This is a genomic window from Synechococcus sp. CCY 0621 (assembly GCF_019038465.1).
Taxonomy (GTDB): domain Bacteria; phylum Cyanobacteriota; class Cyanobacteriia; order PCC-6307; family Cyanobiaceae; genus Cyanobium.
In genome coordinates, this window is the sequence record NZ_JAFKRH010000031.1 from 1 (window position 1) to 23,092 (window position 23,092).

At 70.2% G+C, this 23,092-nt stretch carries 21 protein-coding genes; 12 read left to right on the forward strand and 9 right to left on the reverse strand.

What is annotated here, in order from left to right; genetic code table 11:
- Together KUG43_RS09240 and KUG43_RS09245 are read right to left on the reverse strand one after the other, a co-directional pair.
- A partial coding sequence (locus KUG43_RS09240; RefSeq protein WP_502988598.1) for a photosynthetic reaction center family protein occupies positions 1 to 639 on the reverse strand: 639 nt, incomplete at its 3' end.
- A 157-nt stretch (positions 640 to 796) separates the two neighbouring features.
- The gene (locus KUG43_RS09245) at positions 797 to 2,194 is read right to left on the reverse strand and encodes a YcjF family protein (protein WP_353617986.1); all 1,398 of its coding nucleotides are present in this window, start codon (positions 2,192 to 2,194) and stop codon (positions 797 to 799) included.
- 136 nt (positions 2,195 to 2,330) lie between these two features.
- Here KUG43_RS09245 and KUG43_RS09250 point away from each other — a divergent pair, with 136 nt between their 5' ends.
- The 4 genes from KUG43_RS09250 to KUG43_RS09265 all read left to right on the forward strand — a co-directional run bounded on the left by KUG43_RS09250 (position 2,331) and on the right by KUG43_RS09265 (position 5,417).
- Positions 2,331 to 2,897, forward strand: a complete 567-nt coding sequence (locus tag KUG43_RS09250) for a hypothetical protein (protein ID WP_353617987.1) — start codon at positions 2,331 to 2,333, stop codon at positions 2,895 to 2,897.
- 15 nt (positions 2,898 to 2,912) lie between these two features.
- Positions 2,913 to 3,455 carry a DUF8668 family protein gene (locus tag KUG43_RS09255; protein ID WP_216908364.1) on the forward strand — a complete coding sequence of 181 codons (543 nt, stop codon included), beginning with the start codon at positions 2,913 to 2,915 and terminating at the stop codon, positions 3,453 to 3,455.
- Positions 3,452 to 4,489, forward strand: coding sequence for a tryptophan--tRNA ligase (gene trpS / locus KUG43_RS09260; RefSeq protein WP_216908366.1), 1,038 nt, complete (start codon positions 3,452 to 3,454; stop codon positions 4,487 to 4,489). Before KUG43_RS09255 ends, trpS begins: the two co-directional genes overlap by 4 nt.
- A 382-nt stretch (positions 4,490 to 4,871) precedes the next feature.
- Positions 4,872 to 5,417: a glycoside hydrolase family 24 protein gene (locus tag KUG43_RS09265; RefSeq protein WP_502988605.1), complete on the forward strand. Its 546-nt coding sequence runs from the start codon at positions 4,872 to 4,874 to the stop codon at positions 5,415 to 5,417.
- A 6-nt stretch (positions 5,418 to 5,423) separates the two neighbouring features.
- Here KUG43_RS09265 and KUG43_RS09270 read toward each other — a convergent pair whose 3' ends face one another.
- Positions 5,424 to 5,957, reverse strand: coding sequence for a TM2 domain-containing protein (locus tag KUG43_RS09270; RefSeq protein WP_286194593.1), 534 nt, complete (start codon positions 5,955 to 5,957; stop codon positions 5,424 to 5,426).
- A gap of 119 nt (positions 5,958 to 6,076) precedes the next feature.
- Here KUG43_RS09270 and thrS point away from each other — a divergent pair, with 119 nt between their 5' ends.
- The 7 genes from thrS (at position 6,077) to KUG43_RS09305 (ending at position 17,342) form a co-directional block, all read left to right on the forward strand.
- Complete coding sequence (gene thrS, locus KUG43_RS09275) at positions 6,077 to 7,891, forward strand: threonine--tRNA ligase (RefSeq protein WP_216908370.1); 1,815 nt, start codon at positions 6,077 to 6,079, stop codon at positions 7,889 to 7,891.
- Positions 7,888 to 8,919, forward strand: a complete 1,032-nt coding sequence (gene glk, locus KUG43_RS09280) for a glucokinase (RefSeq protein WP_216908372.1) — start codon at positions 7,888 to 7,890, stop codon at positions 8,917 to 8,919. Before thrS ends, glk begins: the two co-directional genes overlap by 4 nt.
- A gap of 53 nt (positions 8,920 to 8,972) precedes the next feature.
- Complete coding sequence (gene thrB, locus KUG43_RS09285) at positions 8,973 to 9,947, forward strand: homoserine kinase (protein WP_216908374.1); 975 nt, start codon at positions 8,973 to 8,975, stop codon at positions 9,945 to 9,947.
- Positions 9,948 to 10,057: 110 nt separating this feature from the next.
- Positions 10,058 to 11,653 carry an NAD(P)H-quinone oxidoreductase subunit 4 gene (locus tag KUG43_RS09290; RefSeq protein ID WP_216908376.1) on the forward strand — a complete coding sequence of 532 codons (1,596 nt, stop codon included), beginning with the start codon at positions 10,058 to 10,060 and terminating at the stop codon, positions 11,651 to 11,653.
- Between the two features lie 61 nt (positions 11,654 to 11,714).
- A complete protein-coding gene (locus KUG43_RS09295; protein ID WP_216908378.1) occupies positions 11,715 to 13,829 on the forward strand; it encodes a M3 family metallopeptidase in 2,115 nt (704 codons plus the stop codon).
- 73 nt (positions 13,830 to 13,902) lie between these two features.
- Positions 13,903 to 15,153, forward strand: a complete 1,251-nt coding sequence (locus tag KUG43_RS09300; protein WP_286194594.1) for an NAD(P)/FAD-dependent oxidoreductase — start codon at positions 13,903 to 13,905, stop codon at positions 15,151 to 15,153.
- A complete protein-coding gene (locus tag KUG43_RS09305; RefSeq protein WP_216908380.1) occupies positions 15,150 to 17,342 on the forward strand; it encodes a dihydrolipoyl dehydrogenase family protein in 2,193 nt (730 codons plus the stop codon). Before KUG43_RS09300 ends, KUG43_RS09305 begins: the two co-directional genes overlap by 4 nt.
- On the opposite strand, the gene KUG43_RS09310 is transcribed toward KUG43_RS09305, so the two are convergent.
- Genes KUG43_RS09310 through KUG43_RS09335 form a run of 6 tightly spaced genes read right to left on the reverse strand, consistent with a single transcriptional unit; the run spans position 17,304 to position 22,308 of the window.
- Positions 17,304 to 17,852, reverse strand: coding sequence for a tryptophan-rich sensory protein (locus KUG43_RS09310; RefSeq protein WP_216908382.1), 549 nt, complete (start codon positions 17,850 to 17,852; stop codon positions 17,304 to 17,306). The genes KUG43_RS09305 and KUG43_RS09310 overlap by 39 nt on opposite strands.
- Positions 17,849 to 18,220: a VOC family protein gene (locus KUG43_RS09315; RefSeq protein ID WP_216908384.1), complete on the reverse strand. Its 372-nt coding sequence runs from the start codon at positions 18,218 to 18,220 to the stop codon at positions 17,849 to 17,851. Before KUG43_RS09315 ends, KUG43_RS09310 begins: the two co-directional genes overlap by 4 nt.
- 46 nt (positions 18,221 to 18,266) lie before the next feature.
- Complete coding sequence (glmU, locus tag KUG43_RS09320; protein WP_216908386.1) at positions 18,267 to 19,646, reverse strand: bifunctional UDP-N-acetylglucosamine diphosphorylase/glucosamine-1-phosphate N-acetyltransferase GlmU; 1,380 nt, start codon at positions 19,644 to 19,646, stop codon at positions 18,267 to 18,269.
- Between the two features lie 29 nt (positions 19,647 to 19,675).
- A complete protein-coding gene (locus tag KUG43_RS09325) occupies positions 19,676 to 20,602 on the reverse strand; it encodes an MnmC family methyltransferase (RefSeq protein ID WP_216908388.1) in 927 nt (308 codons plus the stop codon).
- Complete coding sequence (gene aroA, locus KUG43_RS09330; protein WP_502988599.1) at positions 20,577 to 21,923, reverse strand: 3-phosphoshikimate 1-carboxyvinyltransferase; 1,347 nt, start codon at positions 21,921 to 21,923, stop codon at positions 20,577 to 20,579. The genes KUG43_RS09325 and aroA overlap by 26 nt, the downstream gene beginning before the upstream one ends.
- Positions 21,924 to 21,978: 55 nt before the next feature.
- Positions 21,979 to 22,308, reverse strand: coding sequence for a DUF2605 domain-containing protein (locus KUG43_RS09335; RefSeq protein WP_216908390.1), 330 nt, complete (start codon positions 22,306 to 22,308; stop codon positions 21,979 to 21,981).
- Between the two features lie 94 nt (positions 22,309 to 22,402).
- Here KUG43_RS09335 and KUG43_RS09340 point away from each other — a divergent pair, with 94 nt between their 5' ends.
- Positions 22,403 to 23,089 (forward strand): DUF547 domain-containing protein, encoded by a 687-nt coding sequence (locus KUG43_RS09340; protein ID WP_216908392.1) that lies wholly within the window; start codon positions 22,403 to 22,405, stop codon positions 23,087 to 23,089.
- Positions 23,090 to 23,092 lie beyond the last annotated feature (3 nt).

Genomic DNA, 23,092 nt, shown 5'->3' on the forward strand with positions numbered 1-23,092 from the left:
CATGGCGGAGAACAGGGAGCCACCGAACACACCGGCCACACCCAGCATGTGGAAGGGGTGCATCAGGATGTTGTGCTCAGCCTGGAACACCAGCATGAAGTTGAAGGTGCCGCTGATGCCGAGGGGCATGCCGTCGGAGAAGGAGCCCTGGCCGAAGGGGTAGATCAGGAACACCGCGAAAGCGGCCGAAAGTGGCGCTGAGTAAGCGACGCAGATCCAGGGGCGCATGCCCAGGCGGTAGGAGAGCTCCCACTGGCGGCCCATGTAGGCCGAGATGCCGATCAGGAAGTGGAAGACCACCAGCTGATAGGGGCCACCGTTGTACAGCCACTCATCGAGGCTGGCGGCTTCCCAGATGGGGTAGAGGTGCAGGCCGATGGCGTTGCTCGAAGGAACAACGGCACCGGAGATGATGTTGTTGCCCTGGATCAGGGAGCCGGCGACGGGCTCACGGATGCCGTCGATGTCGACGGAGGGCGCCGCGATGAAGGCGACGATGAAACAGATGGTGGCGGCCAGCAGGCAGGGGATCATCAGCACACCGAACCAACCGACATAAATGCGGTTGTTGGTGGAGGTGACCCAGCTGCAGAAGCTTTCCCAGCTTCCGGAGCGGCCGCTGCGGAGGGCAGTGGTCATGGAAGTAAGACGGGTGGAAGAGTTCAGGAATACCTCCACGAGGGAGGTCGATTCACATTAAGTAACGCCTTTCTGGATGCGGCGATCCCGCAATGATCCTTCAGGCAATCGGCCTGCGGCTCAATGAAAAGTCATGAAGAGACTTCATGAACATTCTTTATGGGCTGGCTGGCAGGGAGCCGCTCGCCGGCGACGCCAGCTGCTGGCCGAGCCAGTCGCGTCCCTGCTGCAGGAACCCCGGCCAGTCGAGCTTTTCGGCCTCGGCCGCCCGCGCCACCAGCAGGGGCGCCTCCCGCTTGATGCGCTCCAGGTCAGGCGCCTCCACGCCAGCCGAGAGGGCCAGCACATCGGCCATGGCATGGCTCACCACCCGGGTGAGGTAGGCCGCGCTCAGGGCCTGAAGCGCCCCGCCCACCAGCCAGGTGGCGCCGTGGAGACGCACCGCCGCCGCCAGGGCCTGGCTGCTCCACTCCACCACCCCCAGCAGCAGCGAGGCCTTGGCCAGCTCGACGGCGGCGGCCTTGAGCTGCTCCACGCTCCAGGGGCAGTCCCAGAGACGGGCCATCTCCTGCAGCATCAGGCCGTTGGCCGCTGCCAGCACCACCAGATCCAGCGAGGGCAGGGGGGCGGCGAACACCCCCGCCGCCACCAGCCACTGGGTGCGCTGCTGCAGCTGAACGAGTTGTTGCCGCCGCAGGCGCTCCAACTCCGCCTGCCAGTGGCGGTGCAGCTCTTCGCTGCGCCGCAGCGGGGTGCCCCGACGCAGGGCCGTGGCTTCGCTGTTCAGCCAATGGCCCAGCGGCTGCAGGCTGTCGATCAGGCTTTCGGGGTTGCCATCCCAGGGCAGCAGCCGCTCCGGCACGGCGGCCGGCCATTGGGACACCAGTTCGGCCGTCAGGCCCTGGAGGTCGCAGGGAGCGTCCGGTTGCACCAGCAGCCAGATCGGCTGTCCCGCCGGTACCGCCTCCAGCCAACGCAGATCGGCCGCCCGCAGGGGAGTTTTCAGGTGAAACAGCACCACGTCGGCGGCGGCCAGGCCGTCCGGCCAGCGGCGCTCCGGGCTCACCGCCGGCAGGGCTTCGCCCCAGCGCAGGCAGAGGGCCAGCCGGCCGCGCAGGGCCCGCTGCAGCTGGGGCGCCCAGGCGGGGTCCGGTGCCATGGAGCCCACCAGGGCCAGATGCAGACCGCTCCGGGCCCCCTCCTCGCGCAGGGCGGCGAGGGCCTGTCGGCGTCGCGCCTGGCCCGCGCCGGGTTCCCCTTCCAGCTGCTCGAACTGGAGCAGCAAGGCGTCGCAACGCCGCAACCAGGCCTCGAAACTGCTCGGCAACGTGGGCCCCGCCAGCCGGGAGGGCCGCCGCCCCAGCCACCACCAGCCGGCGGCGAGCCCCGCCAGTCCCATCAGGCCCCAGCTTTCTCCGGGCAGCGCCCGCAGGATCAATTCGCCCCCCAGCACGCCCCCGCCCAGCAGCAGGGCCTGCCGGCCCCAGCCGGCGGACAGCGCTGAGGACAGCAGCGAGGACAGTGCGGCTGGGCGCAGGGGATCCTGGGGCGTCACGGGGGGCTGCCGGCGGCGATGCCTCTCTAGCTCAGAAGTGCTGGGGCTCACACCCCCGACCAGCTCCCTTCAGCCGACGCCCCTGCAGACCCCGGCGGGACGCAGCATGATTTGTGGTGTCGTCCGGGTCCCCACCGTGCCGTCTTCCGATGCCCGTGCCGGCCTGGCCGCGACGGTGGATGGCCTCTTCCTGCTGGAAGACCATCTGCAGCAACTGCGCCGCGCCCACGAGGAACTGCGCCGCTCAGACCATTGGCATGGCGGCCTGCCGGTGCTGTTGCTGGAGCGCTGCTGGCTGCGCCTGAGCCGGGTCTCGGTGGAGCATCTCGCCCAGCGGCTGCCCCCGGATTGCAGCCAGGAGGCCCCCGAGTTGTGCCGTTACCGGGAGCTGGTGGCGGCCGGCCTTTCGGCGTGGGAGGCCGAACGGGTCTGCTGGGAGGACTTTGGAGCCGACGCCTGCCGGGACGCCCTGCGCAACTACTGGACCGCCCAGGAACGGGGGACCCAGGGCTGGACCCTGGAGACCTACCTTGAGCTTCTCCAGCAGTACCGACAGCGCTTCGCCCTGGAGAGCCCACGGCCCGTGCCGCTGCTGGTGCTGGCCCGGCGGGAGGGCCCAGCACGGCTGGGCAGGCATCGGCTGCTGTGGCTGGGCCCTGGGACGGCCGGCGGTCGGCCGTCGATGCGCGACACTTGCCCCTGATTGCAGGCTGCGGCCATGGGCGACGACACCAACACCCCTCAACCCGTGGGCTCCGGCCGGGGGGACTCCCCCGAGCGCGGCGGCCGTTCCGGGCCGAACCGGGAGCCGGGCGGCTTCCGCATCCGCCTCAGCGATAACGAGCTGCAGGCGGCCCGCGCCCTCCAGGACGCCTTCGGCCTGCGCTCCACCGTGGCGGTGCTGGGATTTGCCCTTCGCACCCTGGCCGACCAGCTGGAGAAGGGTCAGCTCGAGGCCCTGGTCGCCGAGTACAAGGCCCAGGCGGGCTCCCGCGCCCCCGTCTCCCGCGGTGGTGGTGAGCCACGCCGCGTCATCGGCGGCGACGGCCAACCCCGCTCCGGCGGCCGTGGCGGCCAGGGAGCCGTCCGCATCGATCCCTTCGCCCGGCCCAGCAAGCCCCCGCTCCCCGTCGAGGTGAGTGAGCCCGAAGCCCCTGCGGAGGAGCAGGCGGCTGAAGCGACTGCTGAGGCCGACGAGGTGGCTCCGGACGCCGTCGCTGAGCCTGCCGAAGCTGAGGTCGACGCCACCCCGGACGCGTGAACCAGACCAGCACCGCGCCGGCGCGGCCCCGGGTGCTCTCCGGCGTCCAGCCCACCGGCGCCCTGCACCTGGGCAACTGGCTCGGGGCGATCCGCAACTGGGTGGATCTGCAGGACAGCCACGAGACCTTCTTCTGCGTGGTCGACCTGCACGCGATCACGGTGCCCCACGATCCGAAGCGCCTGGCCGAGGACACCCTCACCACCGCCGCCCTCTACCTGGCCTGTGGCATCGACCCGCAGCGGGCCACGGTGTTTGTCCAGAGCCAGGTGAGCGCCCACAGCGAGCTGTGCTGGCTGCTCAACTGTGTGACGCCGCTCAACTGGCTGGAGCGGATGATCCAGTTCAAGGAGAAGGCGCTCAAGCAGGGCGACAACGTCTCCGTCGGGCTGCTGGATTACCCGGTGCTGATGGCCGCCGACATCCTTCTCTATGACGCCGATCGCGTGCCGGTGGGGGAAGACCAGAAGCAGCACCTCGAACTGGCCCGCGACATCGCCCAGCAGCGCATCAACGCCCGCTACGCCCCCGACCCGGAGCACCCGATTCTCAAGGTGCCCGAGCCCCTGATCCTGAAGGAAGGCGCACGGGTGATGAGCCTCACCGACGGCAGCGCCAAGATGAGCAAGAGCGATCCCAATGAGGGTTCCCGCATCACCCTGCTGGACCCTCCTGAGCTGATCACCCGCAAGATCAAGCGGGCCAAGACCGATCCGGTCATGGGCCTGGAGTTCGGCAACCCGGAGCGGCCGGAGGCCGACAACCTGCTGGGGCTCTACGCCCTGTTGTCCGGCGTCGGCCGCGAGCGCGCGGCAGCGGAGTGCGCCGCCATGGGCTGGGGTGGCTTCAAGCCCCTGCTGGCGGAGGCCACGGTGGAAGCCCTGCGGCCCGTGCAGCAGCGCTACGCCGAGTTGCGCAGCGATCCGGCCAGCCTGGAGGCCGTTCTGCGGGACGGACGGGAGCGGGCTGCGGCCGTGGCCGGAGCCACACTGCAGCGGGTGCGCGGCGCCCTGGGATTTCTGGCAAAGAATTGAAGCGTTGCGACGTTCCGATGGCAAGACGCTGTCGCAAAGCGCGAATCATTCGTTGTGTATTGATCACCACAGCTGATCGTTTAGCGAGGTTGTAGGGCGTCATGGGTGGTGCCGGGTTGGCGCGGGCGGCGGCCAGCAAGGGGTCGGCGATCGCCCGCTCCTAACTGAAGTTTTGCTGAGAGATGGTCTCCCGCCAGGGCGGCCCATGCACGTTGGGCCCCGTTCTGTCCAGTACGGGCGCAGGGGTCTCGCTTTCGGGGGCTGGGCCTGGGCAAGGTCAGGGTCCCCTGACGACCGCTTGCCCTTGCGTCGCCCTTTCCAGTCACCGCCGAAGCCCCACCAGCACGGCCCGCTCGCCCTGGTGCTGCTGCTGCTGCTGCCGATCGTGCAGCGGCCGTCCGCGCCGGTGCCCCCGGCGGCGACGCCGCACGTGGTGCAGTCCGCAGCCCCTTACGGCATCACCCCCGAACGGCGGGCCCTGCTCAACACGATCCGCTTCGCCGAAGGCACCTGGATCGGTGGCAGCCAGGAGGGTTACCAGGTGCTCTACGGCGGTGATCGCTTCAACGATCTCAGCCGCCATCCGGACATCGTCGTGCGGCGCCGTTACGCCAGCGCCGCCGCCGGGGCCTATCAGTTCCTCCCCACCACCTGGGACCAGGCCGCCTCGGAGCTCCAGCTCCGGGATTTCCGTCCCGCCAGCCAGGATCAGGCAGCGCTGCACCTGGTGCACGAGCGGGGGGCGCTGCAGCGCTTCGATCGCCATGGCCTGACGGCTGAGGTGCTGGCGCGGCTGGCGCCGGAGTGGGCCTCCCTGCCGACGCTTGATGGTGTCAGTCACTACGGCCAGCCGGTGAAGGACCGCAGCGAGCTGCAGCGCTTCTACCAGCGGGAACTGGAGCGGCTGCGCCGGCTCGCCAGCGCCTGAGCGGGCTCAGGGTTCCCGGTAGACCACCCGTCCCCGTTCGTCATTGCCCACATCGAGCAGGTCGCTGATCAACAGCTTCTCGATCTCGGCACTGACCACGCTGCTGTTGGCCTGGGGGGGCAGGTGGAGTTCCAGCAGCGCATCGTTGAGGGTGAAGCCGGCCTTGCCGGCCCGTCGGGCCAGTTGCAGCAACTGCCGTTCGATCGGTGGATAGGCCGCCGTGTCGCTCCCGGCCAGGGCTTCCTCCAGCAGCAGGGACTGGTTGGCCTGACGCACCATGTCCGGCACCAACACCAGATCCAGCAGCTGGCCGATGCCGCAGAGCCCGAAGGTGAGCAGCCAGAGGGTGCCGCTGAGGGGTTTGCGGTTGTAGAAGCGCGGCAGGCCGCACAGCCCCACCAGGCAGGTGCACCACAGCAGGTAGCTGAGGGCGACACTGCGCCGTTCGGCGGCGCGGTTCAGTGCCAACCCCGCGGGGCGGCTGGGGGCTGGCCGCTGTTCCGGGCTCTGGACGGGTCCTGGCGTGGGTTGGGCAGCCATCACGGTGCTCAGCTCCCCCAACTTAGGGCCGCTGCTGGGCGTCAAAGGTCCCCGGTGGCGGCGTGGGGGGAGGGGCCCACCGGTGGGCCTCGATACCATGCCTTCAACAGGTGCCCTTTATGACGTCCGCGCCCCCTTCACCGGTGCCACCGGCCTCCAGCGCCGCCATCGCGCTGCCGAAAACCAGCGAAAGCCCCCAGTTGCTGCGGATCCGCCACTCGATGAGCCATGTGCTGGCGATGGCGGTGCAGAAGCTGTTCCCCCGAGCCCAGGTCACCATCGGTCCCTGGACAGAGAGCGGCTTCTATTACGACTTCGACAATCCGGATCCCTTCACCGAGGCCGACCTGAAGGCGATCCAGAAGGAGATGGGCAAGATCATCGCCCGCAAGCTGCCTCTGGAGCGGATCGAGGTGAGCAGGGAGGAGGCGGAGCGCCGCATCCGGGGCCAGAACGAGCCTTACAAACTGGAGATCCTGGCCGGACTGACCGAGCCGATCACCCTCTACACCCTGGGGGACCAGTGGTGGGACCTCTGCGCCGGTCCCCACGTGGCCAACACCGGCGAGCTCCATCCCAAGGCCTTCGCCCTCGAGAGCGTGGCCGGGGCCTACTGGCGCGGCGACGAGAAACGCGCCCAGCTGCAGCGCATCTATGGCACCGCCTGGGAGACCCCGGAGCAACTGGCGGAGTACAAGCGGCGCAAGGAAGAAGCCCTGCGCCGCGACCACCGGCGCCTCGGCACCGACCTGGATCTCTTCTCGATCGAAGAGGAGGCGGGCGCTGGCCTGGTGTTCTGGCACCCCCGCGGCGCCCGCATGCGCCTGCTGATCGAGGACTTCTGGCGTGCGGCCCACTTCGAGGACGGCTACGAGCTGCTGTACACCCCCCACGTGGCCGACCTCAGCCTCTGGAAGACTTCGGGCCACCTCGACTTCTACAGCGAGAGCATGTTCGGCCCGATGGCGGTGGACGAGCGGCAGTACCAGCTCAAGCCGATGAACTGCCCCTTCCATGTCCTCACCTACGCCAGCCGGTTGCGTTCCTACCGGGAGCTGCCGATCCGCTGGGCCGAGCTCGGCACGGTGTACCGCTACGAACGGCCCGGGGTGATGCATGGACTGATGCGGGTGCGCGGCTTCACCCAGGACGATGCCCACGTGTTCTGTCTGCCGGAGCAGATCTCCGATGAGATTCTGCGGGTGCTGAACCTCACCGAGCGCATCCTCTCCACCTTCGACTTCCGCAGCTACGAGATCCACCTCTCCACCCGACCGGAGAAGTCGATCGGCGAGGACGCCGTCTGGGAACTGGCCACCGCCGGCCTGGTGGAGGCCCTGGAGCGCAAGGGCTGGGCCTACAAGGTGGACGAAGGGGGCGGGGCCTTCTATGGCCCCAAGATCGACCTCAAGATCGAGGACGCCATCGGCCGGATGTGGCAATGCTCCACCATCCAGCTCGACTTCAACTTGCCGGAGCGCTTCGATCTCCACTACGTGGCGGCCGACGGCAGCCGCTGCCGGCCGATCATGATCCACCGCGCCATCTTCGGCTCCCTGGAGCGCTTCTTCGGCGTGATGGTGGAGAACTACGCCGGCGATTTCCCCTTCTGGCTCGCCCCCGAGCAGGTGCGGCTGCTGCCCGTCACCGATGAGGCCCTCCCCTGGGCCGAAGAGCTCAAGGGCCAGCTGGCGGCCGCCGGCATCCGCGCCGGCATCGACCACAGCGGCGATCGGCTGGGCAAGCTGATCCGCAACGGCGAGCAGATGAAGATCCCCGTGCTGGGGGTGATCGGTGCCCGGGAGGCCGAGACCCGCAGCGTCAGCCTGCGCAGTCGCCGCCAGGGGGATCTGGGCAGCGTCGAGGCGGATGCTCTGGTGTCCGCCGCCTCGGCAGCCAATGCCGGCCGGCTGGCCACCCTGGCCCTGGCATGACCCTCCTGCTGGCGGGCGACATCGGTGGCACCAAGACCCTGCTGAGCCTCTGGCGCTCTGGCAGCGACGGGCTCGAACGGCTGGTGGAGGAGCGCTTCGTCTCGGCGGCCTGGGACGACCTGGCTCCGATGGTGCGCCACTTCCTGGCCACCGCCGGAGTGGCTGGCGGAACGCCTCCCGCCGCCGCCTGTTTCGCCGTGGCCGGACCGGTGGAAGGGGGGCAGGCCCAGCTCACCAACCTCCCCTGGCGCCTCGACACGGACGGCCTGGCCCGCAGCTGCGGTCTGGCGAATCTGGAGCTGGTCAACGACTTCGCCGTGCTCATCTACGGCCTTCCCCATCTCGAGGCCGCCCAGGTGGCGCCCGTGCGGGAGGGTCGCCGCGACCCGCAGGCGCCACTGCTGGTGCTGGGGGCCGGCACTGGGCTGGGGGTGGCCATGGGCCTGCCCACCGGCGCTGGTCTGCGGGCCATCCCCAGCGAAGCGGCCCATGGGGAATTCGCCCCCCGGTGCCAGCCGGAGTGGGAGCTGAAGCAGTGGCTTAAAGACGATCTGGACCTCGAACGGGTCTCGATCGAGCGGGTGGTCAGCGGTACGGGCCTGGGCCATGTGGCCCGCTGGTTGCTCGGCTGCCGCCACCCCGACGGCGACCATCCCCTCAGCGCCAGGGCCCGGCTCTGGCGCGACGCCGGCGATGGGCCCGCACGCGCCGACCTGCCCGCCGAGGTGGCCATGGCCGCCGCCGCCGGCGACCGACTGGCGGCCGACGCCCTGGACCTGTGGCTGGGTGCGTATGGCAGCGTCTGCGGTGATCTGGCCCTGGCCTCCCTGAGTCGGGGTGGGCTCTGGCTGGCGGGGGGCACGGCCGCCAAGCTGCTCGACAGCCTGCGCACGCCCTCCTTCCTGGAGCCCTTCCTGAACAAGGGCCGGCTGCGCTCCACCCTGGAGCCCATGCCGATCACCGCCGTGCTGGATCCGGGGGTGGGCAGCTTCAGCGCCGCCTGCCGGGCCCGGATGCTGCTGGGCTGAGGCCAGCACAGCAAAGCGTCGGCTGCAACACTGAGCCCAACGACAGGTCACGTATGGTCCGGCCCCAGATCGGCCAGGGGGTGGTGGTGGAGGTTCCGGCCACCACAGCCAACATCGGCCCGGGATTCGACTGCCTCGGCGCTGCCCTGGCGCTCGGCAACCGCTTCGAACTGCGCGTGATCGAGGGGGGCGGTGAGCGCTTCGAGCTGATCATCGAGGGCCCGGAGGGGGCCCACCTGCGTGGCGGACCCGACAACCTCGTCTACCGCTCGGCCCAGCGGGTCTGGCGGGAGGTGGGCCTGGAGGCCGTGGCCCTGGAGGCGCGGGTGCAGCTGGCCGTGCCACCCGCCCGGGGTCTGGGCAGCAGCGCGACCGCCATCGTGGCGGGCCTGATCGGCGCCAACGCGCTGGTGGGGGAGCCGCTCAGCCGGGAAAAACTGCTGGAGCTGGCCATCGACATCGAAGGCCATCCCGACAATGTCGTTCCTTCTCTGCTGGGGGGCCTGTGCCTGACGGCGCGGGCCGCCTCCCATCGCTGGCGGGTGGTGCGCTGCGAGTGGAACCCACTGGTGAAGGCGGTGGTGGCGATTCCCACGATCCGGTTGAGCACCAGCGAGGCACGCCGCGCCATGCCCCGCAGCATCCCGATCAGCGATGCGGTGATGAATCTGGGGGCCCTCACCCTGCTGCTGCAGGGGCTGCGCACCGGCAACGGCGACCTGATCGCCGATGGCATGCACGACCGCATCCACGAGCCCTACCGCTGGGGGCTGATCCAGGGGGGCCGTGCCGTGCGTGAAGCGGCCCTGGAGGCCGGCGCCTGGGGCTGTGTGATCAGCGGCGCCGGACCCAGCCTGCTGGCCCTGGCCCCCGCCGGCTGCGCCGAGGCGGTGGGGGAGGCCATGACCCGCGCCTGGCAGGGGGAGGGGGTGAGCAGCCACAGCGCCGTGCTTGGAGTCCAGGATGGCGGCAGCAGCTGGGCTCCCCTGGCCGAGGGGAGCCGCCCACAGGCCATCGCGGGCGACTAGAACAGCCCCGCTGAGTAGATCTACTCAGCTGATAGGCTCTGCCGCTTCGGGGCAACCTCCCTGGAGGCCGCCTCGACCGCCATACTTCCTGCCTGGAGCACCCCTCAGTGATGGACGCCAGCCTGCCTCTTTCGCTCGCGTCCTCTTCGTTACCTTCCGTCCTGCCTGAGGGTGGTGCTTTTCCCTGGCTCAGCCTGATCGTGCTGCTGCCAGCCACCGCGGCGCTGGTGATGCCGCTGCTGCCCGGTGATGGCAGCGATCCCCGCCTGCCACGCACGTTTGCCCTGGGGGTGCTCGGGGTGGATTTCGCCCTGATCCTGTGGGTGTTCGCCCGCCATTTCGATGGCGGCCTGTCGGAACTGCAGCTGGTGGAGCGGGTGTCCTGGGTGCCGGCCCTCGGCCTGGAGTGGTCCCTGGCGGCCGATGGTCTCTCGGCCCCGCTGGTGGTGCTCAGTGGGCTTGTCACCCTGTTGTCGGTGGCGGCCAGCTGGAACATCCGCCTCAAGACGCGCCTCTATTTCGGGCTGCTCCTGGTCCAGGCCACCGCCCAGAGCCTGGTGTTCCTCTCCCAGGATTTCCTGCTGTTCTTCCTGGCCTGGGAGCTGGAACTGGTGCCTGTCTACCTGCTGATCGCCATCTGGGGCGGCAAGCAGCGCCAGTACGCCGCGACCAAGTTCATTCTCTACACCGCCACCGCCTCCCTGCTGATCCTGATCAGCGGCCTGGCCCTGGCCCTCTCCGGCGATAGTTTCACCCTCAACCTCAGCGAACTGGCGGCCCGCTCCCCCGGGGGCACCTTCGGCCTGCTCTGTTATCTGGGCTTCCTGGTGGGTTTCGGTGTGAAGTTGCCGATGTTCCCTCTGCACACCTGGTTGCCCGATGCCCACGGCGAGGCCAACGCGCCGGTGTCGATGTTGTTGGCGGGCGTGCTGCTGAAGATGGGGGGCTATGCCCTGCTGCGCTTCAACGTGCAGATGCTTCCCGAGGTGCATCTGCGCCTGGCCCCGGCCCTGATCGTGCTCGGCATCATCAACATCGTCTATGGGGCGCTGAACGCCTTTGCCCAGGACAACGTCAAGCGCCGCATCGCCTGCAGTTCGGTGAGTCACATGGGCTTCGTGCTGCTGGGCATCGGCGCCATCGATGCCCTCGGCATGAGCGGCGCCATGCTGCAGATGATCAGCCATGGCCTGATCGCCGCGGCGATGTTCTTCGTCACCGGCGTCTTTTACGAGCGCACCGAAACCCTCTCGATTCCCAACATGGGTGGCCTGGCCAAGGTGCTGCCGATCACCTTCGCCTTCTTCCTGGCCAGCTCCCTGGCCTCCCTGGCCCTGCCGGGAATGAGCGGCTTCATCAGTGAGATCACCGTCTTCCTCGGTGTCACTTCCTACGAGGGCTTCACGATTGGCTTCCGTGTCATCGCCATCTTCCTGGCCGCCATCGGCCTGGTGCTCACCCCCGTCTATCTGCTTTCCCTGTGCCGGCGGGTCTTCTTCGGTCCACGCATCCCGGCGCTGGCGGTGGTGGGCGACATGAAGCCCCGCGAGCTTGTCATCGGACTCACCCTGCTGGTGCCCACCCTGGTGATCGGCTTCTGGCCGCGGGTGGCCATCAACCTGTACGAGGCCAGCACCAACGGCCTGGCGTCCGAACTGGCCAGCCATGGGGCCGTGGCCATGGGACGGTTGGCCGCCCTCGGCTGACCCGCCATCCGGCACCGGGGTGGGCTGAAATGGGGTCTTCCATCGAAGCGGCCACCCGGCGATGACCAGCACCCTCCAGAGTCCCCCTGCCCTGCTGGCCGGAGAGGGTCTGCCCCGCTTCGAGGCCATCACCCCCGACCAGGTGAGGGCCCACATCCCTGAACTGCTGAGCGGCCTGCAGGCGGAGCTGGACCGGGTGGAGACCGACCTGGCGGCGGCCGCCGCCGCGGCGCGGCCCCTGAGCTGGGCTGAAGTGATGGATCCCCTGCACCGCCTGGGCGAACGGCTGCGCTGGAGCTGGGGGGTGGTGAGCCACCTCAACGGCGTCTGCAACAGCCCCGAACTGCGGGAGGCCCACGCCAGCCAACAGGCGGCGGTCGTGGCCTTCGGCAACCGTGCCGGCCAGAGCCGGGTGCTGTTCGAGGCCCTGCGGACCCTGCAGAGCCAGGGGGGGCTGGATGCCACCCAGGAGCGGATCCTCACGGCGGAACTGCGGGACATGGAGCTGCGAGGCGTGGGCCTGGAGGGCGCCGCCCAGGAGGCCTTCAACGCCGCCAGCCAGGAGCTGGCGGAGCTGGCTACGGCCTTCGGCAACCGGGTGCTGGATGCCACCAACGGCTGGACCCTGAAGCTCACCGACCCGGACGAGGTGGAGGGACTGCCCGAAAGCCTCAGGGAGCAGCTGGCCCAGGCCGCCCGCGACGCTGGCGATGGCCAGGCCACGGCCGCTGCGGGGCCCTGGTTGCTGGGGCTCGACATGCCCCGCTTTGGCCCTTTCCTGAAGTACAGCCGCCGCCGCGACCTGCGTGAAATCGCCTACAAGGCCCATGTGAGTCGCGCCTCGGGCGAATCCGATGGCAACTGGCCGGCGATCGAGCGGATTCTCACCCTGCGTCGGCAGCAGGCCCAGCAGCTCGGCCATGGCTCCTGGGCCGAGGTGAGCCTGGCGTCCAAGATGGCCGGCTCAGTGGCGGAGGTGGAGGCCCTGCTGGAGGACCTGCGCACCGCGGCCTACCCGGTGGCCCTGCTGGAACTGGAAGCGTTGCGCGCCTGCGCGGCCCGGGAGGGGGCGGCTGAAGCGGCGGATCTCAAACCCTGGGACGTCAGCTTCTGGGCCGAGGTGCGACGCCAGGAGGCCTTCGATCTCGACAGCGAGGCCCTGCGGCCCTGGTTCCCCCTGCCCCGGGTGCTCGATGGGCTGTTCGGCCTCTGCGATCGCCTGTTCGGCATCCACATCCACCCCGCCGATGGCGAGGCGCCCGTCTGGCATCCGGATGTGCGTTTCTTCCGCGTCGATGACGCCGGCAGTGGCGAGCCGCTGGCGGCCTTCTATCTGGATCCCTACAGCCGGCCGGGCAGCAAGCGCGGCGGCGCCTGGATGGACGAGTGCCTTGTGCGCTCGCTGGATGCCGCGGGGCAACCCGTGCTGCCGGTGGCCTACCTGATCTGCAACCAGAGCCCGCCGGTGGGTGAGACCCCCAGCCTGATGACCTTCGAGGAGGTGGAGACCCTGTTCCACGAATTCGGCCACGGGCTCCAGCACATGCTCACCACCGTCGAGCGCCCCCAGGCGGCCGGCATCAACAACGTGGAGTGGGATGCCGTCGAGCTGCCCAGCCAGTTCATGGAGAACTGGTGCTACGACCACGCCACCTTGATGGGCATGGCCCGCCACTGGCAGAGCGGCGAACCGCTGCCGGAGGTGGAGTTCGCCAAGCTCCAGGCCGCCCGCACCTTCATGGGCGGTGCCGCCACGCTGCGACAGGTGCACTTCGCCCTCACCGACCTGCGGCTGCACAGCCAATGGACGCCGGAGTGCGGCAGGACGCCGGAGCAGCTGCGCCGGGAGATCGCCACCACCACCACCGTGCTGGAGCCGATCGAGGAGGACGCCTTCCTCTGCTCCTTCGGCCACATCTTTGCCGGTGGGTACTCCGCCGGCTACTACTCCTACAAGTGGGCCGAGGTGCTCAGCGCCGATGCCTTCAGCGCCTTTGAGGAGGTGGGCCTGGAGAACGAGGCGGCGATCCAGGCCACCGGCCGCCGCTTCCGCGAGACGGTGCTCAGCCTCGGTGGCAGCCGCCACCCCGGCGAGGTGTTCGAATCTTTCCGGGGCCGGGCCCCCAGCCCGGAGGCCCTGATCCGGCACTCGGGGCTGGTGGCGGCCGGGGGCTGAGGGCGGTGGCCTCGATAGCCTGATTCGGGACATATCCATACCCGGTGATGCCCCCTCCCCTGGCCGGAGACAGATGATCGGAGCCCAGCGAATCCTGGTGCTGGGCGCTGGCTTTGCCGGACTCTGGAGTGCCCTTGCGGCCGCTCGGCAGCTTGACTTGATGGGGATCGGCCCTGACACCATCGAGGTGCTGCTCGTCAACCGTGATGCCTTCCATGGCCTTCGCGTGCGCAACTACGAGGCCGACCTCTCGTCGCTGAGGATTCCGCTGGAGGCGGTGCTGGCTCCTGCCGATGTGCACTGGCTGGTGGGGGAGGTGGGCCACCTGGACACGGCCGCCCACACCGTCAGCGTGCTGAGCGAGGCGGGCCCCCAGGACCTTGCCTACGACCGGCTGGTCTTTGCCCTGGGCAGCCAGCTGCTGCGGCCTCCGGTCCCCGGCCTGGCCGAGCACGGCTTCGATGTGGACACCTATGCCGGCGCCTCCCGGCTCGCGCAGCACCTGGAGGCCCTGGCGGAACGTCCCGAGGGTCCGGGCCGCTTCACGGCCGTGGTGGTGGGGGCCGGCCTGACCGGAATCGAGGCCGCCTGCGAGCTGCCGGCACGGCTGCGGGCCGTGCAGGAGCGCGCCGCTCTGGCCGGGCCGGTGCGCGTCGTGCTGGTGGACCACAACCCCCAGGTGGGCTCCGACATGGGGGACTCGGCCCGGCCCGTGATCGAAGAGGCCCTGGCCGCCCTGGGCGTGGAGCTGCGGCTCGGGGTCCGGGTGGACGGCCTCGATGGGTCGTCGATCCGCTTCGATTCCGGCGAAGTCATCGCAACGGAGACGGTGCTCTGGTGTGCCGGCATGCGGGCCAGTCCGCTGGCGGCCGGCTGTGGCGTGCCCACCGATGCCCTCGGCCGGCTGCCGGTTGACGCCGCTCTGCGGGTCGAGGGGCTGAGCGGTGTGTTCGCCGCCGGTGACAGTGCCCGCCTGGCCCTGGAGGACGGCCACAGCACGGTCATGTCCTGTCAGCACGGCCGGCCCATGGGCCGGTTCGCCGGGCACAACGCCGTCTGCGATCTTCTGGGTCTGCCGCTGTTGCCGCTGCGGATCGACTGGTACACGACCATCCTGGATCTGGGTCCCTGGGGGGCCCTTTACACCGAGGGCTGGTACCGCCAGGTCGTCGCCACCGGGGAGACGGCCAAACGCACCAAACGGCTGATCAATGGCGAGCGCATCGTCCCGCCCCTGACCGGGGACCGGGCTGAAATCCTCGCCGCTTCGGCTCCGGTGGTCCAGCGCCCACCACCGCTCCAGCCCGAGGGGAGGCAGCCGTGAGCTCCCCAGCCCAGGAGGTTCCCCCCGGCGCACCCTTTGGGCGCCTGCTGGCGATTGCCCTTGTGCTGGCTGGGGTGATCCTGTTCTTCAGCCAGGGGTGGTATCGCCAACTGGATCTCGCCGCCCTGCAGGCCTCCCGTGCCCAGCTCGTGGCCTGGCGCCAGGCGGCCCCGCTGGCCACCGCCGCCGGCTACCTGCTGGTGTACGTGCTGGTGACGGGTCTCTCCCTGCCCGGCGCCACCGCGCTCACGCTGGCGGGCGGCGCCGTCTTCGGCCTGCTGCAGGGCACGGTGCTGGTGTCGCTGGGATCCACCCTCGGCGCCACCGCGGCCTGCCTGCTGGCCCGCACCCTGCTGCGGGAGCCGGTGCGGCGCCGCTTCGGCCACCGCCTGGGGCCGATCGAGGCGGGCGTCCGCCGTGACGGGGCCGCCTATCTGCTCAGTCTGCGGCTGGTGCCGGTGGTGCCGTTTTTCCTGGTGAACCTGCTGATGGGCCTCACCCCCATGCCCCTGCGTTCGTTTGCCGTCGTGTCCCAGCTAGGCATGCTGCCGGCCACCTTCGTCTACGTGAACGCTGGCACCCAGCTGGCCCAGCTCACCAGCCTGACGGGCTTGCTCTCGCCGGCCCTGGTCGGTTCCTTCGCCCTGCTGGGCCTGCTGCCCTGGATCGTGAAGCTGCTGCTGGGCCGCTGGCGGCTCTGGCGGCTTTACCGCCCCTGGAGCCGCCCCCGCCACTTCGATCGCAACCTGATCGTCATTGGTGCCGGGGCGGCTGGCCTCGTCACCGCCTACATCGCCGCGACGGTGCGGGCCAAGGTGACCCTGATCGAGCGGGCCCGCATGGGCGGCGACTGCCTCAACACCGGCTGCGTGCCCAGCAAGGCCCTGATCAGCTCCGCCCGCCTCGCCGCGCGCCTGCGCCATGCCGACCGCTATGGCCTCAGCTCCCTCGAGCCCCAGGTGGATCTGCGCCAGGTGCTGGAGCGGGTGCGGCAGAAGGTGGCGGCCATCGCCCCCCACGACAGCGTCGAGCGCTACTCCGCCCTGGGGGTGGATGTGCGGCTCGGCCAGGCCCGCCTGATCAGCCCGTGGGAGGTGGCGATCACCGCCGCCGATGGCACCGAGACCGTGCTGTCAGCCCGCGCCATCGTGCTGGCCACCGGTGCCGCCCCGGTGATCCCTGCGCTGCCCGGCATCGACACGGTGCGGGTGCTCACCAGTGAGACCCTCTGGGACGCCCTGGCGGAGCACCCATCCCCTGGGCCCAGCCTGGTGGTGCTGGGCGGCGGCCCGATCGGCTGCGAGCTGGCCCAGGCCCTGGCCCAGCTGGGCCTACCGGTGACCCTGCTGCAACGCAACGCCCGGCTTCTGCCCCGGGAAGATCCTGAGGTGGGGGTGCTGGTGCGCGAGGCGCTGGAGCGCGACGGCGTGCGTGTTCATACCGGTTGCCGGCTGGAGCGCGTTGAGCCTGGGCCAACCGGGGGCGTGCGGGTGCTGGCCGCGGTGGACGGCGCCGCCCTCCGCTTCGAGGCCGACGAGCTGCTCTGCGCCGTGGGCCGCCAGGCCCGGCTGGAGGGCCACGGCCTCGAGGCCCTGGGCATCCCCACCGGTCGCACCATCATCACCAGCCCCCACCTGCAGACGCTTTACCCCAACATCTACGCCGCCGGAGACGCGGCCGGCCCTTGGCAGTTCACCCACACGGCGGCCCATCAGGCCTGGTACGCGGCCGTGAACGGGTTGTTTGATCCGGTGCGCTTCGCCGTCGATGGCCGCGTCATTCCGCGCACCACCTTCACCGATCCGGAGGTGGCCCGGGTGGGGCTGTGCGAGTCGGAGGCGGTGGAGCAGGGGGTGGCCTTCGAGGTCACCCGCTTCGAGCTGGCCGAGCTGGATCGGGCCATCGTCGAATCGGCCGAGATCGGCTTCGTCAAGGTGCTCACCGTGCCGGGCAAGGACAGGATCCTGGGGGTCACGATCGTGGCGGAGCAGGCCGGGGAGCTGCTGGCTGAATTCGTCCTTGCGATGAAGTGGAACCTGGGCCTGGGCAAGGTGATGGGCGCGATCCACGCCTATCCCACCCTCGCCGAAGCCAACAAGTACGCCGCCGGGGCCTGGAAGAAGGCCCATGCCCCCCAGCGCACCCTGGCCCTACTGGAACGGTTTCATACCTGGCGACGGGGCGGCTGAAAGGAACGGGTCGACGTTGTGCAGGGCCACGCTCACCGCCACGGCACTGGCCAGCAGCAGCCACAGCAGCCGCAGGCCGATCAGTCCGGCGGCGGGCCGATCCAGCTTGGCCGCCGCCACCACGCTCACGGCGGCAACCCCCAGCCCCGCCACCGTATCCACCGCTGCCAGCACAGGGCTGTGCAGCCAGAAGAACAGGGTGGTGAACACGGCGAACAGCAGCCACCCCACCCCTTCCGAGACCAGCACCATGCCCCGGCGCCTGCCGGCGCCGTCTGGCACATCCAGGTTGGCCACCCGCGCCAGAGCCACCAGGGAAGTGATGTTCAGCACCAGCCAGAGGGGGGCGAACAGCCAGTCCGGCGGGGCGTAGGGGGGCAGGCGGAAGCTGGTGTAGAAGGCGGCGTCGCCCAGCACCCCCGCTGGCCAGAAGCTGACGGCATTGGCGGCCACAAGGATTGCGGCGCCATGCCACCAGCGGAAGCTGGCGGCATGGACCGATGGCGTCATGCCTGGGAGTGGAGCCCGATCGTGTTGCCTTCGGTGTCGAGCACCAGGCTCATGAAGCCGTAGGCGCCGATCGACATTTTCGGCTTGAGCACCGTGCCACCGGCGCCGGCCACCCGGCCTTCTTCCACGGCGCAATCGTCGCAGTGGAAATAGATCAGGGTGCCGCCACCCCCCGGGGCCATGCCCTCCATTTTCGCCAGGGCGCCCCCGGCCCCCACCTGATCGTTCTGCATCGGGAAGGCGAAATACTCCATGCCCGCATCGGGCAGGGGCTCCAGCGTCAGCTCGAAAACGCTCTCGTAGAAGGCCCGGGCCCGGGCCATGTCGTTGACGTAGAGCTCGAACCAGATGACGGGGTTGACGGCCATGGGTCCAACGATGTCCTGGGCTGAGATTAGGCCAGGTATCCGGGATTCAGCCCGCCACCCCCTGCTGCTGGCGGGGGGTGGGTCCGGCGGTCCAGTTCTCCTTCACCAGCTGGCGGGCCCGGCCCAGGGCCAGGGCCCCGGCGGGCACGTCCTTGGTGAGGGTGGAGCCCGCCCCCACCGTCACCCCCTCCCCGAGGGTGATCGGTGCCACCAGCACCGAATTGGCTCCGGTCTTGCTGCCGCCACCGATCACGGTGCGGTGTTTGCGCACCCCATCGAAGTTGGCGGTCACCGTGCCGGCGCCGATGTTCACCTCAGCGCCCAGGTCGGCGTCGCCCAGGTAGCTGAGGTGGTTGGCCTTGCAGCCCTCCCCCAGCTGGCTGTTCTTGACTTCCACGAAATTGCCGATGCGGCAGCCTTCGGCCAAGTGGGCCCCGGCCCGCAGCTGGGCGAACGGCCCGATGACGCAGCCGCGTTCCACGTGGCTGTCGCGCAGTACCGAATGGATCACTTCCACCTCGGCGGCCAGCTGGCTGTTCTCGATCAGGCAGCCGGGGCCGATACGGCAGCCCTCGCCGATGCTGCTGGCTCCACGGAAATGGCACTGGGGCTCCACCAGCACGTCGCGGCCGAAGCGGGTGTGCTCACTCAGGGTGCAACTGGCCGGATCGGTGAAGCTCACCCCCTCCGCCATCCAGTGGCGGCGTAGCCGGTCCTGCAGCACCGCCTCGCAGTGGGCCAGCTGCTGGCGGTCGTTGATGCCGGCCACCTCGTCCGGGTCGCCCACCTCCATGTGCATGGCTGGCCGCAGCAGGGCCACGGTGTCGGTGAGATAGAGCTCGCCCTGGTCGTTGTCGCTGCTCAGGCTGGGCAGCACGGTGGCCAGGCGGGCCCAGTCGAAGCAGTAGATCCCCGCATTGGTGAGGGTGTTGGCGAGCTGCTCGGCATTGCAGTCACGGTGCTCCACGATGCCGCTCACCTGGCCCGCCCCGTCGGCGAAGACCCGGCCGTAGCCGCTGGGGTCCGCCAGCCGGGCGGTGAGCAGGGTCACGGCGGCACCACTGGTCCGATGGGTGGAAAGCAGGGATTCCAGGGTCTCCGGCCGCAGCAGGGGCACATCGCCGTTCAGCACCAGCAGCTCGCCTTCAAAGCCCTCCAGCGGCCCGAGCAGTTGCTGCACCGCATGGCCGGTGCCGTTCTGGGGCTGCTGCAGCACGAACTCCAGGCCCTCGATGCCGGCGAGGGTGCGCTCCACCCGTTCCGCCTGGTGGCCCACCACCAGCAGCTGGCGGTCGGGGGCGAGCCGGTGGCAGCTGGCCAGCACCCGTTCCACCAGGGTGGCGCCGGCCAGGGGCTGGAGCACCTTGGGCAGGGCACTCTTCATGCGGGTCCCTTTCCCGGCGGCCAGGACGGCAACGGCGAGCATCGGCGGCGGCGGGGCGACTGCGCCGGAATCTACCGGTGCCCTTCGGAGCAGCCCAGTCCGCCGGGATCCGCCGGCGGCCGCAGTCTCCCCGGTGGGGCGGGGCTGCGCTGCTGCTCCTGCCGCCTCCGCTCCAGGATCTCGGCGGCGCTGGCGTTGCCGCGGGGGTCCCGGTAGGGCAGGCCGGCACGGCTGGCGAGGTGCTCCCGTTCGAAGGGCTCCAAAGCCCGCAGGGCCGGATGGGGGGCCAGGGGGGTGAGGCTGGCCACCGTTCCGGCGCTCCAACGCCCGGATCCGCCCCCGGACGGCCGGATCGCCTGCACGTCCAGACCCAGATCCATCAGGCAGCGCCGCACCGCCGCCGCAGAGCTGTAAGTGAGCAGACGGCCATCGGGCCGCAGCAGCCGCCCCAGCCGCTCCAGGAACTCCTTGCTCCACAGCTGGGGGCAGCGGGTCGGGGAGAAGGCATCCAGCAGCACCAGGTCGCAGCGACCCGCCTGGGCGGCCAGCAGCTCCGGCAGCCGGCGACGGGCATCGCCGAGCCGCAGGCGCGGGCCCTTGCTGAGCCCCTCCAGCCGCCGAATCACCGCGGCCGGCCACTGGGCCCGGAAGCCGGCATCCGCCAGGGCCAGGCCCAAAGGCCGCTGGTCCAGTTCCAGGCCCCACCAGTCCAGCTCCAGGCCTGCGGCCGCCGTCGCCGCGAGCAGCGCCGCCGTGTTGGTGCCGGTGCCGACGGCCACCTCCGCCACTCGCAGCTGCCGGCCGGGGGCGAAGCGTTCCAGTGCCGCCGGCCGAACAAACTTCTCCCGGGCTTCCCGCAGGGCACCGGCCGCATGGTGGAAGCCTTCCTCGACACCGCGGCTGTAGAGGCTGAAGCTGCCGTCGCGCCCCAGCCGGGGCAGCAGCTCCGGCGCCGGGAGTGTCTCTGCCGGTTCAGTGGCGCAGGCGGGCCAGGTCATCCCAGAAGCCGGGGTAGGAGACGGCGGCCGCCTCCGGCCGCCCCAGGCGGGTGTCGCCGCGGGCCACCAGGGAGGCCACCGCCAGGCTCATCGCCACGCGGTGATCGGTTTCGCTGTCCACCTCGGCCCCATGCAACGGGGTGGGCCCTTCGATGCTGAGGCCATCGGCGTGCTCCTCGAGCCTGGCCCCCATTGCCGTCAGCTGGCGGGCCATCACCGCCAGGCGGTCGGTCTCCTTCACCCGCAGCTCGGCGGCGCCGCTGATGCGGCTCAGCCCTTCGGCGCAGCAGGCCGCCACCGCCAGCACGGGGATCTCATCCACGAGGCGGGGGATCATCGACTCCTCGATGCGGAAGGCCCGCAGTGGGCCGTGCTGCACCCGCAGATCCCCGACCGGCTCACCGGCCACATCACGGGCATTGAGGACGCTGAGGCGGGCGCCCATGGCCGTCAGGACATCCAGGATGCCGGTGCGGCTGGGGTTGAGGCCCACGTTCTCGACCGTGAGATCGGCCCCCGGGGTGATCGCCGCCGCCACCAGCCAGAAGGCGGCGGAGCTGATGTCGCCGGGCACCACCACGGTCTGGCCCCGCAGGGCCGGACCGGGCCGCACGGTGATGAACCGCCCCTGGTCGCCATCCACCACCAGGTCGGCGCCGAAGGCCCGCAGCATCCGCTCGCTGTGGTCGCGGGTGGGGGCCGGTTCGATCACGGTGGTGGGCCCGTTCGCCGTGAGGGCGGCCAGCAGCAGGGCGCTCTTGACCTGGGCCGAGGCCACCGGCGTGCCGATCACGCTGCCATGCAGGCTCTGGCCCTGCACAGCCAGGGGGGCCAGGTTGCCGTCCTCGCGCCCCTGGATGCGGGCCCCCATCTGGGCCAGGGGAACGCCCACCCGCCCCATCGGCCGGGAACGCAGGGAGGCATCACCGCTGAGCACGAAGTGGCGCCCCGCCCGGCCGGCCAGCAACCCCAGCATCAATCGCATGGTGGTGCCGGAATTGCCGCAGTCGAGCACGTCGGCGGGTTCCTGCAGCCCGTCGAGGCCGACGCCCTCGACGGTCACCACCTGGCCGGCGGCGATCGGCGAGACCGTGACGCCCATGGCCCGCAGGCAGGCGGCGGTGCTCAGGGGGTCTTCGGCTGGCAGCAGCCCTTCAATGCGGGTGGTGCCCTCGGCGATGGCCCCGAACAGGAGCGAGCGGTGGGAGATCGATTTGTCTCCGGGCACCGTGACGCGGCCCCGCAGGCTGCCTCCGGCCGGCAGCACCAGGGGCGCCGGCGGGGCGGCCAGGCTCGGATCGACACCCGCGGAGGAGGACAAGAGCTGTTGCGCCAACTGGAGGGATCCTATGGAGCGGCCGGTTCCGGCCCCCCGTTCAGGGTCGGATGCCGATCGCCCGCAATTTGGCCGACAGGCTCCAGACCTCCACCACCAGCCGGTGCCAGGGAGTGATCGTTTCCATGGACAGGCCCATGGGCTTGGGAGCGGCGGCCCGTAGCGACCGGGCCGCTGTCAGGGATAGGCGGGCTTCATCGAGCCGCTGGCGCAGGTCGGCTTGCTCAGCGGCGGCCATCACCGTCTGCGGGCAATGCTCCAGCAGCAGCAGACCGCGTTCGAAGGACTCGGCGTAGTCCTGCAGCAGTGGCACCAGGATCTCCTCCAGCAGCGGGCCGGTGGGATCGGGCAGGGAGGGGGCGGCAACCATGGGACCAGCGTAGGAATCGTTGCCGTGGCGCTCCCGGTACGGATCTCCAGTCACTGGCAGGGGCATGGAACGATGGGTCTTGAAGAGTTTCCCGATGATCGATGTCGCCGCCTGGGATGGCCTGCTCCGCTGCCACGTGGACGACCGTGGGCGGGTGGATTACGCCACCTGGCAGCGCCAGGGTGCGGCGGAACTGGAGGGCTGGCTGGCCGACCAGCGGCCCTTCGATCCTGAGCCTGACTCCAGCGCCGAAGCCATGGCCCTGTGGATCAACCTCTACAACGCCTTGGTGATCCGCCAGGTGCTGGCGCGCTTCCCGTTGGCCTCGATTCGCCCCACCATCGCGGCGGTCCCCAACTGGCCGGCGTTCCTGGCCTTCTTCTCACGGCCGGTGATCAGCCTCCAGGGCCAGCCCCTCAGCCTCAACCGCATCGAGCACGCGATTCTTCGGCCCCGCTTCGGCGACCCTCGCCTCCATTTCGCCCTGGTCTGCGCCGCTGTCGGCTGCCCCCTGCTGCGGCCTGAGGCCTACCGGGCCGAGCGGCTTGAGGCCCAGCTGGAGGAGGACGCCCTGCGCTTCCTGCAGCATCCGCACAAGCTGCGCTTCGATCCGGTCAACGGACGTCTGTTCGTCAGCCGGATCTTCCAGTGGTACCGCCACGACTTTCTGGCGGTGGCCCCCTCCATCGCCGCCTACGTGGGCCGCTATCGCCCGGAGCTGGCCCTGCCGGCGGATGTCAGGCTCAGTTACCTCCCCTACGACTGGACCCTCAACGGTTGAGGC

Coding starts and splice junctions, on each gene's coding strand:
- KUG43_RS09255 (WP_216908364.1), top strand. CDS start 2,913: ATGGGCGACGACACCAACACCCCTCAACCCGTGGGCTCCGGCCGGGGG.
- KUG43_RS09270 (WP_286194593.1), bottom strand. CDS start 5,957: ATGGCTGCCCAACCCACGCCAGGACCCGTCCAGAGCCCGGAACAGCGG.
- thrS (WP_216908370.1), top strand. CDS start 6,077: ATGACGTCCGCGCCCCCTTCACCGGTGCCACCGGCCTCCAGCGCCGCC.
- glk (WP_216908372.1), top strand. CDS start 7,888: ATGACCCTCCTGCTGGCGGGCGACATCGGTGGCACCAAGACCCTGCTG.
- thrB (WP_216908374.1), top strand. CDS start 8,973: ATGGTCCGGCCCCAGATCGGCCAGGGGGTGGTGGTGGAGGTTCCGGCC.
- KUG43_RS09290 (WP_216908376.1), top strand. CDS start 10,058: ATGGACGCCAGCCTGCCTCTTTCGCTCGCGTCCTCTTCGTTACCTTCC.
- KUG43_RS09295 (WP_216908378.1), top strand. CDS start 11,715: ATGACCAGCACCCTCCAGAGTCCCCCTGCCCTGCTGGCCGGAGAGGGT.
- KUG43_RS09300 (WP_286194594.1), top strand. CDS start 13,903: ATGATCGGAGCCCAGCGAATCCTGGTGCTGGGCGCTGGCTTTGCCGGA.
- KUG43_RS09310 (WP_216908382.1), bottom strand. CDS start 17,852: ATGACGCCATCGGTCCATGCCGCCAGCTTCCGCTGGTGGCATGGCGCC.
- KUG43_RS09315 (WP_216908384.1), bottom strand. CDS start 18,220: ATGGCCGTCAACCCCGTCATCTGGTTCGAGCTCTACGTCAACGACATG.
- glmU (WP_216908386.1), bottom strand. CDS start 19,646: ATGCTCGCCGTTGCCGTCCTGGCCGCCGGGAAAGGGACCCGCATGAAG.
- KUG43_RS09325 (WP_216908388.1), bottom strand. CDS start 20,602: ATGACCTGGCCCGCCTGCGCCACTGAACCGGCAGAGACACTCCCGGCG.
- KUG43_RS09335 (WP_216908390.1), bottom strand. CDS start 22,308: ATGGTTGCCGCCCCCTCCCTGCCCGATCCCACCGGCCCGCTGCTGGAG.
- KUG43_RS09340 (WP_216908392.1), top strand. CDS start 22,403: ATGATCGATGTCGCCGCCTGGGATGGCCTGCTCCGCTGCCACGTGGAC.